The 13,762-nt window shown below is 38.4% G+C and carries 10 protein-coding genes; 4 read left to right on the top strand and 6 right to left on the bottom strand.

Translation table 11 applies throughout. The features are described from left to right. Positions 1-3: 3 nt before the first annotated feature. The 5 genes from OQY15_RS22020 to OQY15_RS22000 form a co-directional block, all read right to left on the bottom strand. Positions 4-2,607 (bottom strand): SLBB domain-containing protein, encoded by a 2,604-nt coding sequence (locus OQY15_RS22020; RefSeq protein ID WP_265794296.1) that lies wholly within the window; start codon positions 2,605-2,607, stop codon positions 4-6. A gap of 21 nt (positions 2,608-2,628) precedes the next feature. Beyond that, positions 2,629-3,765 (bottom strand): GDP-mannose 4,6-dehydratase, encoded by a 1,137-nt coding sequence (gmd, locus tag OQY15_RS22015; protein ID WP_265794294.1) that lies wholly within the window; start codon positions 3,763-3,765, stop codon positions 2,629-2,631. Positions 3,766-3,896: 131 nt separating this feature from the next. Beyond that, positions 3,897-4,757 (bottom strand): glucose-1-phosphate thymidylyltransferase RfbA, encoded by an 861-nt coding sequence (rfbA, locus tag OQY15_RS22010; protein ID WP_265794292.1) that lies wholly within the window; start codon positions 4,755-4,757, stop codon positions 3,897-3,899. A 6-nt stretch (positions 4,758-4,763) separates the two neighbouring features. Then, positions 4,764-5,621, bottom strand: a complete 858-nt coding sequence (rfbD, locus tag OQY15_RS22005; protein ID WP_265794290.1) for a dTDP-4-dehydrorhamnose reductase — start codon at positions 5,619-5,621, stop codon at positions 4,764-4,766. Continuing rightward, positions 5,621-6,289 (bottom strand): hypothetical protein, encoded by a 669-nt coding sequence (locus OQY15_RS22000; protein ID WP_265794289.1) that lies wholly within the window; start codon positions 6,287-6,289, stop codon positions 5,621-5,623. The genes rfbD and OQY15_RS22000 overlap by 1 nt, the downstream gene beginning before the upstream one ends. Positions 6,290-6,636: 347 nt before the next feature. Between OQY15_RS22000 and OQY15_RS21995 the strand changes: the two genes are divergently transcribed. The 3 genes from OQY15_RS21995 to OQY15_RS21985 all read left to right on the top strand — a co-directional run bounded on the left by OQY15_RS21995 (position 6,637) and on the right by OQY15_RS21985 (position 9,949). Next, positions 6,637-7,644 (top strand): acyltransferase, encoded by a 1,008-nt coding sequence (locus OQY15_RS21995; protein ID WP_265794288.1) that lies wholly within the window; start codon positions 6,637-6,639, stop codon positions 7,642-7,644. A 474-nt stretch (positions 7,645-8,118) separates the two neighbouring features. After that, positions 8,119-9,240: a glycosyltransferase gene (locus tag OQY15_RS21990; RefSeq protein ID WP_265794287.1), complete on the top strand. Its 1,122-nt coding sequence runs from the start codon at positions 8,119-8,121 to the stop codon at positions 9,238-9,240. Between the two features lie 28 nt (positions 9,241-9,268). Next, positions 9,269-9,949, top strand: coding sequence for an SGNH/GDSL hydrolase family protein (locus OQY15_RS21985; RefSeq protein ID WP_265794286.1), 681 nt, complete (start codon positions 9,269-9,271; stop codon positions 9,947-9,949). Positions 9,950-9,996: 47 nt separating this feature from the next. Here the strand turns inward: OQY15_RS21985 and OQY15_RS21980 are convergent, their stop codons facing one another. After that, the gene (locus OQY15_RS21980) at positions 9,997-11,553 is read right to left on the bottom strand and encodes an ATP-binding protein (RefSeq protein ID WP_265794284.1); all 1,557 of its coding nucleotides are present in this window, start codon (positions 11,551-11,553) and stop codon (positions 9,997-9,999) included. Between the two features lie 396 nt (positions 11,554-11,949). Between OQY15_RS21980 and OQY15_RS21975 the strand changes: the two genes are divergently transcribed. Beyond that, positions 11,950-13,734, top strand: coding sequence for an ATP-binding protein (locus OQY15_RS21975; protein WP_265794283.1), 1,785 nt, complete (start codon positions 11,950-11,952; stop codon positions 13,732-13,734). Positions 13,735-13,762: the final 28 nt, after the last annotated feature.

Below are 13,762 nucleotides of genomic sequence, written 5' to 3'. Positions count from 1 at the left end.
GTTTTATCTTAAAACGCTAATTAAAACAGCGGCTACCGTAGCTAAAGCCGATGTTAGTCCCACTACACCAGCTACTCCGAGTTTTTCTCTTGGAGCGCGTTTTGGAACAAAGATCTCAGCTCCCGGCTTAACTTTAGGATAATTGTTGAAAAATAAAAATTTACGATTTGCATCTACAGAGCCATTAGCATATTGAATATAAGCGCCGCTTTTGTTAGCATTATAAGTAAAACCTCCTGCGCCATTTATATATTCTTTCATGCCTCGATTACGGTTATAGACAATATTGATAGGCCTTAATACTTCTCCAGAAACTTTGACCGTTTGTAATTGCTTAGGAACATTAATGATATCTCCATCTTCGAGCAGAAGATCATATTTCGATCTCGGTTTTTTTACTATTTTCACCAAATCAATTCCGACTAAATCACTGCCAAGGATTTCAACTTCCTGAACGAGTTGTGCTGTGTCTGTTAAATTATTATCCCCTGATGCTTGTAACCTTTTTAAGTTTGCCAGTTTTTGCATTTCCTGCTTTTGCTTGTCCTTCGCAAAACTTGTACTAGCGCTTTTACTTTTAGATTTAATGATATTTCCATCTCTGTCCACAGAGTCTTTCTCTTCTACCACCTCTGGACCTGGCCTTCTTAAGGAAGCGCCTTCCGCAAAGGATAATACAGTCAACCCACCAGCCCGCTTAATAACATCTGATATCCGTTCATCCTTATTAGTAATCGTATAGATACCCGGATAAAGTACTTCTCCCTCTATTTTAACCTGTTTCTGAATTTGAAAGCCTTCTGCACTTCGTATTGATACGATATCAAATGGTTGAAGACTGAAAGTTGAATCTTGTAATGTTAAATCTCTATTGATATTAAGATTTAAAACTTCAGCGGTTTTTGCAGTAATAGAGTTGGCATCACTATTTTTAATCCGTCTTGCAACTTCTATACGATTGGGAGTTGCACCTTCCTTAAACCCACCAGCCATTTGGATCAGGGATTGAATGTTCATACCTTCTCCGTAGTCAAATGTTCCCGGAAACCTCACTTCGCCCTTGATATCAACCTTATATTCATCACGCAAATCAAATATTGAGGAAATGGTGATTTTGTCTTCCCTTTTTAAAGGGATATCTTGTTCAGTGCCTTTCAGTACTTTATCCACATCAAAAGATAGCAAAGCCAAGCTATTATCACTATTTAATCGAGAAATATATCCTCTGTTTAGAAAGGCATCTTCTTTTAAACCATCCGCCTTTTGGATTAATTGTTTAAGTGTCAAACCACTTTCCAACTCGTATTGACCAGGACGAAATACTGCACCTTTAATTTCCACACGATTTGCAAACCTATCCAATATAGCCTCAACAATGTATTTGTCACCATTCAAGGGGCTATATTTAATAAAATTGTCAGCACTTACATCAGTAATTCTTCTTTCTTTATTGGTATTCTGCAAAACTTTAATTTTTGCAGTATAAGCTTTATTTGAGAATCCACCCGCAAAGTTGATAACATCCTCCAGAGATTCAGTATTCAATACTTCAAATAATGCTGGACGCTTAATTTCCCCAGACATTTCTACACGCGTTTGATATACGGGAATGTTTATTACGTCCTGATCCTGCAATCTAATATTACCTACTTGAAAACCTTTAAGTAGAAAATCATATACGTCAATCGTAGAAACAATTTTGTTGTTTCGGATCACCTGAATCTTTCTGAAGGACCCGTTCTCATTTGGACCACCTGAAGCGTTCAAAGCATTAAAAACTGTAGATAAAGAGGATAAAGTATAAGATCCTGGCTTCACCACTTCTCCTACTATAGTTATCTTGATACTTCTAATGTTGCCAATAGTTATTGAGACATTTGTTCTACCACTTCTTAGCCCCGTATATGTTTTTGACATTGCAGTACGAATTTTTGAAGTAGCTTGTTCAATAGATAACCCTCCGACAGATATTAATCCAATATATTGAAGACGAATGTTACCCTCTGGACTAACCTGAAGCTTGTAATTTGCTTCATTATCACCTGTAAGATCAATCAATAATTGATCATCAGGACCAATAATATAACTTTTTGGAGTTGCCAGGCGTAGATTTGGTTCAAAAGTAATATCACTATTCTTGAACAATTCAGCGCCAAAGATCTTGGGAATTAGATTTCCAAAAGCATCTTTCATCTCTCTCTTACTTTTTTCATTCAGATTGATGCGTTTATTTTTAGAAGTATCAGAACTACTTGACTGATTGAAAGTTTTTCTCTCTGAGAATTGATCTTCTTGAGTATATTCAGCATTAGCATTCTGATTTTTTGAATCCATGCTACTTCCGCCTCCACTTTGCTTGCGCAATTTCTCTACTCTTAATGAAAGTTTTTGAACTTCTTCAGGATTCATCCCCTGTGCAGCAGCCATTTGTTCCAGCTGAGCATCATTGTATCCAACTGATTCTGCACGCTGCATCAATTGACGAACCTGAGCATCAGTCAACTCATCAACCTTCACATCAGAATAGTTCGTCTGTGCACTAACATTATAACATATAAGTGCACTGAAAAAAAATAATACAACAGCAATCGTTCTTTTAAAATTCATAGGTATCTAAATGGTATTTTATTATTCGAAATAGTTCAAGGTATTAAAACCTTTCGCTTTCAAATATTCGTCTTTTTTCATTAATTGTAGATCAGACTGGATCATATCTTTTACCAGAGAAGGCAAATCATATTTTGGCTCCCAGCCCAATTGCGTTTTAGATTTTGTTGGATCTCCTAATAATAAATCGACCTCTGTCGGTCTGAAATATTTGGCATCCACCCTTACCACATCCATTCCGAAATGGAGCGAGTCTGTATTTACTCCAAGACTATTAGCTAGATCGTAATCAATGTCAATGATTACTCCTTTTTCATATTCGTTTTTACCGCTGAACTCCACTTCTATACCTAATTCTGCAAAACTCATTCTTACAAAATCACGAACTGTGGTGGTAACACCAGTTGCAATTACATAGTCCTCGGCTTTTTCCTGCTGAAGAATTAACCACATGGCTTCGATATAATCTTTAGCATGTCCCCAATCTCTCTGTGCAGAAAGATTTCCGAGATATAAACATTTTTGCAAACCCAGCGCAATCTTACAGGCAGCCCTGGTGATTTTACGGGTAACAAAAGTTTCTCCTCGTAAAGGGCTTTCATGATTAAATAAAATACCATTACATGCGAACATATTGTAAGCTTCTCTATAGTTCACTGTAATCCAATAGCCGTAAATTTTTGCTACAGCATATGGCGATCTTGGGTAGAAGGGGGTAGTTTCACTTTGTGGTACGGCTTGTACCAGACCATATAATTCGGAAGTTGATGCCTGGTAAATCCTCGTTTTCTTTTCTAATCCCAGAATACGTACCGCTTCCAACAACCTTAATGTACCAATACCATCAGCATTTGCAGTATATTCTGGCATTTCGAAACTTACCTGTACGTGGCTCATGGCTGCAAGATTATAAATCTCATCTGGCTGTATTTCCTGTATGATTCGGATTAGATTGGTAGAATCAGTAAGATCGCCGAAGTGCAGTTTAAAATTTACGCCATTTTCATGCTGATCCTGATATAAGTGATCTATTCTATCTGTGTTGAACAAAGATGACCTTCTCTTCAGACCATGAACAAAATAGCCTTTTTTTAATAGGAATTCTGATAAGTAGGCTCCATCCTGTCCCGTAACACCTGTAATTAAGGCCACTTTCATTATTACGTAAATTTTAGTTGGCGAATATAAGAATTATTTAACTGAACTATCTAGAAAACAAGCGCCCGTACTCCTACTCAAACTATTTAAAAGCTAAAAATCACTTGTGTTTAAATATATCTAAAAGTATCTTACTCAATAAGCTTAAGTAAATAAGCGCCATAACCACTTTTGACTAAGGGAGTGGCTATTTCTTTCAATCTCGCTTTATCAATAAATCCCATTCGATATGCAACTTCCTCAATACAACCAATTTTAAGACCCTGACGTTCTTCTATGGTTTGTACAAACTGACCTGCTTGCATCAGTGAATTAAAAGTTCCTGTATCTAACCAGGCGGTACCGCGGCTTAATACAGCAACTTTTAAGTTACCCTGCTCCAGATATACTTTATTTACATCAGTAATTTCATATTCTCCCCTGGGAGAAGGTTGGATATTTTTGGCAATTTCTACAACGCTGTTGTCATAAAAATACAGACCTGGTACTGCATAATTAGATTTAGGCTGCTCTGGCTTCTCTTCTATTGACACAGCATTCCTATCAGCGTCAAATTCAACAACACCGTAACGCTCCGGATCAGAAACCTGGTAGGCAAACACAACCCCGCCATTGGTTTCAGTATTATCCTGCAACAACTTAGACATGCCGTCCCCGTAGAAAATATTGTCGCCCAATACTAAAGCAACTTTATCAGTTCCAATGAAATCTGCACCTATGACAAAAGCCTGAGCCAGGCCATTTGGCTTCTCCTGAACAGCGTAAGAAAATTTGCAGCCTATCTGGCTGCCATCTCCTAATAATTTTTTGAAGTTGAGCAAGTCATGCGGAGTAGAGATGATAAGAATCTCTTTGATCCCAGCTAACATCAAAATAGACAGGGGATAATAAATCATCGGCTTATCATACACCGGCATCATCTGTTTACTCATGACCAGAGTCAATGGATGTAAGCGGGTGCCGCTGCCACCAGCTAAAATTATTCCTTTCATAATTAGCTACAATTTATTGATACAGGTTTTCAAACTTTCTCTCCAATAAGGAATTTCAATCCCCAGGGCAGTTTTGATTTTTGTCTTATCTAAGACAGAGTAATGCGGTCTTTTTGCTTTGGTCACAAATGCAGAAGAGGCTACCGGTAGTACTTTTATATCTGTTTGTGAAATCTCAAACACTGCTTTCGCAAAATCATACCACGACGCAACACCTTCGTTGCTGTAGTGATATAAGCCATATGCCTTTGGATCATTTTTGATAATGGATGTAATTAACCTTGCAAGGTCCATTGCATAAGTTGGCGTTCCGATCTGATCATAAATAATTGTGAGCTCGCTTCTGGATTGTGCTAGCTTCAGCATTGTTTTCACGAAGTTGTTTGCTTTTTCTGAATATAACCAGCTGGTGCGAATGATATAATAATTTTCCATCAGCTGCTGGATTTCCGTTTCGCCTTTGAGTTTGGATGAACCGTAAATATTAACAGGGTTGGTCAGTAAGTCTTCTGTTAATGGGATACTCGATTTTCCATCAAATACAAAGTCGGTTGAAATATGAATCAGAGTTGTATGATACTTCAGACAGGTCTCGGCAAGGCCTTTTACCGCAACTTGATTTACTAGAAAAGCAGTATTCTGATCTTCTTCGGCTTGATCTACCGCCGTGTAAGCTGCGCAATTGATGCAATATAAAGGCTGATACTGTTCAAAGACTGAGGCTGTTTGTTCTTCGTTAACACAATCCAATTCTGTTCTAGAGAGAAATACAAAATTGAATGTTGAACTTTCAGCAGATATAACATCCTGCAGACACTGCCCAAGTTGGCCAGTTCCACCAATTACAATTATATTATTATTCATTAATTCTTACGACCTAAATGTATTTGAATACCTACAGATACCGGATTGTTTAATAACTCTCCTTTCTGAAACTTATTTGAGCCTCTTGATTGCGGATCTTGCAAACCAGTGTAGTCGGTTTTACCCCATGCATAAAAGAATTCAAGATTGCTCTCTGCGAATATAGAGATTTCTTTAATTGGATTTAGCTTAAGACCTAATACGGGAGCTAATGTGAAACCTCTTTTTGTAGTACTTACATTCACATTATTTGAGGCATTGTCTGTAAGAGTCCCATCAAATTCATTTGAACGGAATCCCATATCAAAACCCAAATAGGGTTGTACGTGTCCATAAATAAAGTTTTTTTCAAAACCCGCTTTGAAGGAATAGTCTTTTAATTTTCCGTTAGCCTGCTCGCAACCCTCACAGTTATTCGAAAATTGTGTGTTTTTGTTAAAGTAGCTACCGCTCAATCTGTAGCTATAGAGGTTATCATTAAATTTTATGATATAACTGCTGAAATTGGAATTTGTATAACGATGGTTTTTGGCCTGATTTAACAATTCCGGCAATTCCAGATAATTGTAACCCCTAACACCAAAACTATATTTAGCATCACCATTTTGCTGGGCGAAGGCAGTCATACAAAGTAGTACTATTGGAATAACAAGTAGTTTTTTAAACATATTAATTTTTGTTAGAAAGATTAACTAGCAATCTATGCGCAATAAGCAAAAACTATGCCTTGCACAATAATTTCCAGGGAGTAAATATAGTGTGTTTATTTAACACATGTACTTTCAGAAAACTATATACGGTATCCCGTAAAATAATACACCAAAATTTATACCATTTATTAATTCGAAATTAAAAATAACATTTGGCGTAACATGTAAAATATTATGAAAATACACTTCTTAAATAGCAATATTAAAATTAACTTTAGCACCGTATAAATACATATTTTTTCTTTAATAAAAGAGCAAGCGATTCAATATCACACGTATGCGTGTGTTTTTATATAGAGCAGAGAATGTCAGACAAGTCAAAAATCACCAGTTTAGCACTCTTAAGAGGTATTGCCGTAGTTTCAGTTTGTTTTTGTCATTTTGCCAAGCCTATTTCAAAAGGCACAGTTGCGCCTGAACTCTTTAGATTGATTGGCGAGTATGGACAGTATGGAGTACATATCTTTTTTGTGATATCCGGATTTGTTATTCCTTTTAGTTTGTATAGGGCAAAATATGAACTTGTAGATTATTTCAGATTCCTATACAAGAGGCTCCTTCGCCTGCATCCACCATATCTGATTGCTTTGTCAATTACGCTTTCAATTGCAGCTGCATCTTACCATTACAGGCATCTTCCAAATCCTGAAACACCCCTTACTGTTTTGAAAAGTCTATTCTATGCCCATGCACCATCCGACAACCCGGTGTTCTGGACACTAAGAATTGAAGCGGAGTATTATATATTCATGGGAATATATTTTGTCTTGTTATCCAAGTTGCCAAGGCTTACAATGATCATCGGAGTACCACTCCTATTATTAAGTAGTCAAACTTTGATAACCGAGTATATCGGACTTCTGGAGTATATTGTTTTCTTTTTAATTGGAACGATTGGATATCAGATTTATACTAGTAAGAAGTCTACATATTTTGAAATGGCCTGCCTCGGATTAGTGATTCTGTTCTCATTTTTATACTATGAATTAGCAGCATCTATTGTAGCTACCGCTACTATACTTGTTATTTTATATTATAGGAAACCGGTATCTCATATACTGGAATTTCCAGGTGAAGTATCTTATTCGCTTTACCTGCTTCACTTCCCCCTTGGAATTAAAATGATTAACATGGCACAGAATCATATGAAGCCTAACCAATTCTGGATTCTTTTCTTCGTTGTTTCTTTGATCTGTTTTGCGGTTAGCTGGGTATTCTGGAATTATATAGAAAAGCCCTCAGCGAACTTCTCTAATACAGTGAAGTATGGCAAGGCCAGAACGACATTTAAAAACTACAGTCTGAAGGATTAAGTATAAAACCATTTAAGATATAGCTCAGAAGTTTATTTAAATTCCCGGAGAGATAATTTGAAACGGATAATTTCTTTAAACATGTAGAAGTAAAGAATATATTCTTCCTGTATATCGCTAAATAGGGTATCTGCCTTCCTTATTTCTTTTAAGATCAAGAACCAATATATAAATGTGATTTTGAAAAAATCTTTAAAGCTGCCCATTCATTATTCGATTTTGCTCCAGCAACGGCATTTTGTTTCTACATGATTTTAGAAGATCATACTTGTTCTCAACCATGACCTTCTCATCTGGTATCAAATAGAAAAACTCAACAACTTTTACAACTTTGAAGAGTAACGTTGATTAAAAAAGAAATCCATAATCTTAATCCTTATTTATCTTTAAGCAATGAAATGAGAAGCCATTAGCAGCGATACAACTGAATGTTGTAAAATCTTAATTTCGATGAGATTTAAGATTAATGCTCATATGAAAATCTTGTTTATAGTTCCATCTTATAAACCTGCTTTCGTGTATGGAGGAACAATTGTGGTAATCGCACGATTAGCAGAACAGCTTGCACTTGAAGGCCATGATGTCTCAGTATATACTACCACGGCAAATGGCAAAGCAGAGTTAGATGTAGTACCAGGGAAAGAAATGATTATAGACGGAGTAAGAGTTACTTACTTTAAAAGAATCACCGGCGATCATACACATGTCTCATCTGATTTATGGAGGTGTCTCTATAATAATATAAAAAGCTTTGATGTAGTACATATACATTCCTGGTGGAGCCCCCTCATTATTGGCGCATTTTGTGTTTGCAGGATCAAAAAAGTAAAACCTGTATTCTCTCCTCACGGTATGTTGAGTAAATACATCATAGAGACAAATAATCCACGAAAGAAGAAGGCGGTTCATATCATGGGGAAGAGACTGCTGAAACACGCAACTCTTCATGTAACGGCAGATACAGAATGGGAAGAATCTCTCAACATTATCCCTCACTGGCGCGGTCACGTGATTCCCAACCTGGTTGCTCTTTCTAATATCGCTTACCAACGAACGTATAATGACGTCTTTACCATCGGCTTTATTTCTCGCATTGATCCTAAAAAGGGACTGGACTTACTGATCACGGCTTTAAGCAATGTGACTTTCGACTATAAATTACAAATCGCGGGAGATGGTGATCCTGATTATATCGCCAGCCTGAAAAGATTGGCTGAGGAAAAAGGCAATGCTAGCAAGCTACACTGGGTTGGATGGAAAAATGGAGAGGACAAATTTAAGTTTCTCGCTCAGCTTGACCTGTTTGCACTTACCTCCTATAATGAAAACTTTGCTGTAGTGGCGATAGAAGCATTATCCGTGGGTACACCAGTGCTGGTTAGCGACAAAGTGGGCTTGTACAAATATGTACTGGAACGCGATATGGGCTGGATTACCGATCTGAACGTTAATAACATTACTCAGAAACTGAACACGCTGTTCAGTGATAGCACCAAACAGCGTAGAATAAATGCAGAAGCACCCTCTAAAATCAAAATTGATTTTGATGATTCAGCTTTGGCAAAAGAATATATTCAGCTTTATCAAAATAAATGAAATCTATACATTTGTTAAAATCTCAAATGTGAAAAATTATCTCTCAGCATTATCAGCCTTACTTATTGCCTTAATTGTCATTTCTTGCTCAAAAAAATCGTCTGAAACTCCTGTACCTGAATTAACGTTCTCCAATGTGCTTATTCTGGGAAATAGCATTACTTACACTGCAAGTAATCCGGATGTGGGTTGGCTTGGCAATTGGGGAATGGCAGCGAGTAAGGCAGAATTCGACTTCGTACATCTTCTAACAAAGAATTTTAAAGAAAAAAATCCCTCCTGCACAGTTACTTCAAAATATATAGGAACGTTTGAAATGAACTATTCCACCTATGACCTGGATACAGAACTTAAAATGTACAGGGATCAAAAGCCTGACCTGGTAATTCTAAGAATTGGAGAAAATGTAAAACAGCCTGTAGTAGATTCAGCAGCGCTTGAAAAGAGATATGTAGAGCTGATCAACTATTTTAAATCTAACAACCCGAACGTAAGATTCTTTGCCGCCGGATCATTTTGGGGAAATCCTGTAGTTGACAGGATAATGGCGAGGCATTCAGATTTCGTATCGCTGGGACATTTGGTTAAAGACCCAACCAATGCAGCCTGGGGACTATTTGATAATCAAGGCGTCGCTTCTCATCCTAGTGACAAAGGGATGAAAGCAATAGCGGATCTGATGTGGCCGGGAATTTTAAAGCTTAAATAGATGTAATTACGGCAAATTCGCCATAATTAGAATTATGTTTATGATGATTACTCTTTCGTTACCGGAAGACTAATCATAATCTTAGTTCCTACACCGACCTGGCTTTCTACATAGATATTGCCACCCAATTCTTCGATCTGAGTCTTTACCATAAACATACCCATACCTTTTCCGTCGGTACTGGTATCGAAGCGTTTGTATAATGAGAAAAGATGCGCTCCGTTTTTCTGCATATCGATACCTTTGCCATTGTCTTCGAAAGTCAATAACAGCTGGTCTTTGATAATGGTGCTTTTAATAATAATAACCGGTGGAGCCTCGGGACGGCGGTATTTGATGCTGTTTAAGGTGATATTATAAAAGATACTATATAAGTATCCCCGCACGGTATAAAATGACTGTGAAGCCTCAAAATCACAATGCATAGTGACCTGTTCAGCGATCATTAAGTTGTTGATACTAAAAGTGATCTCTTCTACCAGCTGGCGGAAGAATACCTCTTCTTTTTTCTTGTTCACCTGATCCCTCACCTGTAAGGTTTGGCTCAGATCTTTCAGAATCGTATCCATCGTATTGATGGAAGTCTTCAGCCCTTTTACCAATTCTGCATGTTGTTCCTCGTCGGGATCTGTCAGTAGTTCTGTAATACCCTTGATATTGGCTACCGGGGCAAGAAGGTTATGGGACACGATGTAAGTAAACTGCTCCAGGCTTTTATTGCGTTTGCTCAGCTCGGCATTCGCTTGAGCTAAAGCCATGGCAGTTGTTTTTGATGAAGTAATATCCCTGATAGACAGGATCAGTCCCCAGTTCTGATCTTCGTCGTTCGCTACAGTAACCCATTTGATACTGTACCAGAAGTCTTCACCAGCGGGATCTGTAAGGGTAGTATGATAGGATACGTTTTCGCCAGCCAGCACTCGCTGTATAATATTTGAAATTTCTGACTTCCTCACTGCCGGAAAATACTCCATTACATCAGCACCAATCTTAAACTCATTTAACCCGAATTTCTCTCTGAGCTTTTCTGCCGGGACATTATAGGAAATAACCTTTAGCTTATCATTCACTAACAGATATGCGGTCTCTGTATGATCAAACAGCGCCCGGAGGTTGGCTTTTGATTTAAGAATTTGTTTTTCACTGATTTTAAGTGCTGTGGTATCAGCGAGATTACGTTTATACAAACGTTCTTTCTCCCTGATGGCCTGCTCCATATTGGAAACTGCCCTTAACCTGGTGGCCTGATTATATAAAACGTAAAATAATCGCTGTGGTTTTTCTTTCAATACGTAGTCTACCGCCCCTGCCTTAAGCAATTCGAGCGCTTCATCTTCGCGCGCGGTACCACAGATGACGATAAATGGAACGTCTGCCTCTTGTGCCTGCAAAATACCCAATGCCTCCCGCGGGCTTACCACATCCAGATCTTCATCTGCCATGATGATATCCGGTCTGAAATCCTGTAAAAGATTGACATATTCCTCCAGGGTCTGCACTGCTAAATACTGGTATGTCGGAGCTAACTCTTCCAGTATTTCCAGCAATGGTCCTGTGTCCCGCACATGGTGCTGAAGGTACAGTATTTTCGGTCTCTTATTCATTACAACCTTAATTCGAATTTGGGGCGCTCCAAATATATGATTTTCATAGGTTAGATTATACGTACACTGCAAGGAAACAACAGTATCAGCAAGGGAAATTATTTAAGTATTAGGCTCTGTATGCCCTTAGAACAACGGTAAATGGATTTAGTTTTATAATTTGATAAGCCAAATTATATAAAAATGATACAAAAGTAGTTCCTCTGGTTGTATATTTTAGTGTTATCTGTATTTGTTGTTATAACCGCTAATTAAAATTTACATACAGGAAAACCTGTAAATCGTCATTCATTATAAATATGATCGATTAATTATTTATTTTTTGACTTGGTTATAAAAAAACATGTGTTAGCTATCGAAGAATAATTTTGTAATATTGAACCACAGATCACGACCATGAATATAATAAACAGGTATAAACTAAAGTATGCCGCCCTGATGAAAGATACCGAGGTGCCATTAATGCAATCCCGGATCAAAATATTGACCTACGGGTTGATCATCATGCTGTCGCTTACCCTTATAATTCTGTTTACCTCACTGACTAAACCCAATATCACTACCATCATCAGGTTATTTATCCTTGCGGTGACAATGGGATATGCGCTGTACCTCTTACTGGAAAAGGGTAAGTGGCAGGTTTCTGGTCATATATTTCTGTTATCGCTCTGCATTTTTATCTGGACAAACCTGCTGTTTTATGCCACCGGGATTAACCTGGTGACTTTACAGCTCTCACTGATTATTATCTCTTCGAGTTTTTATACGCTCGGAAAAAACTGGGGTATCCTCTATTCTTCGGCAAATGTGATTCCTATCGCGCTGCACATGATCAGTACGCGACTGCAAAACGGTACGGTGTCGCTCACAGCAATGCAGATTGGCAATACTTCTTTCCTGCTGGCATTTATTGTAAACTTCGGCATCCTGATCATGATGCACTATGAATTCTTTAAGTCTTTTTACCAAAGTCACTATAAGGAAAGGGAACTGAACGCACAGCTGCAACAGGCCTTGAAGGAAGCTCAGGAGGCTACCCGACTACGGTCTGACTTCCTTTCTTCGATGTCGCACGAGTTGCGTACACCGCTGCATGCTGTGATTGGGATGATCAATGTGCTGAGCATAGAGAACCCGAGAAAGGACCAGGAGGAAAACCTGGCTATCCTGCGCTTCTCTGCAGAAAACCTGCTGGCACTGATCAATGATACGCTGGACTTCAGTAAGATGAATGAGGACAAGGTGGTGCTGAACAAGGCGGATTTCAATCTGAGTATCCTCCTGCAGAATATCCACTCTTCATTTAAATCAAAAGCGGAACAGAAGGGACTGGATCTGCGACTGAAGATGGACTTTGGTGGCAAACAGGTGTATATCAATGGCGACCAGACGAGACTGACGCAGATCCTGAATAACCTGGTATCCAATGCGGTGAAATTTACGGATACAGGAGGCAGGGTTGAACTGAGTGTAACAACAACCGCACAGATAGGACAGAAAATTGTGCTTTTATTTGCAGTGAAGGATTCTGGAATAGGTATCCCCGTAAATAAACAGGAGATTATCTTTGAACCTTTCCTGCAGGCCAACAATAATATTACGAAACGTTATGGCGGAACAGGCCTTGGGCTTGCCATTGTAAAGAGGCTGATCAACCTGCATGACAGTGAGCTCAGGCTGATCAGTGAGGAAAATATTGGCTCGGTGTTCTCCTTTGAACTGAGCTATGAGCTGGCTAAACCGGAGATAGCTGAGGAAAAATCTCCTGCAATTTCTACAACGGTACGTGACATCAGCAACCTGAATATTCTGATCGCGGAAGATAATATCATCAATATTATGCTGCTCAAGAAAATTCTGGACCAGTGGGATTGTAACTATTCGCTCTCTAAAAATGGTCAGGAGGCGCTGGATATGGTGAAGACAGGGGCCTTTGATGTGGTGCTGATGGATATCCACATGCCGGTAATGGATGGTTTTGAAGCATCAAGGCATATACGCGAATTGCCGGATCCAAATATTTCAAAAATTAAGATTATTGCGCTGACGGCCTCAAGCGATGTGGACATACAGGAATCTTTTAATTTCACTTACCTCGACGATTATCTGCTGAAGCCTTTCTCCCCGCTCCTGCTCAAAGAAAAGCTGGAAGCCGTGGTATCTCACCGTTCAGGCAAATAATTGGCAGTATTGTTGACGCAAAATTTTG

Origin of the sequence: Pedobacter sp. MC2016-15 (assembly GCF_026239695.1) — a bacterium.
GTDB lineage: Bacteria > Bacteroidota > Bacteroidia > Sphingobacteriales > Sphingobacteriaceae > Pedobacter.
The sequence above is the reverse complement of the archived record's forward strand: the minus strand, read 5'-3'. Positions and strand labels throughout refer to the sequence as shown.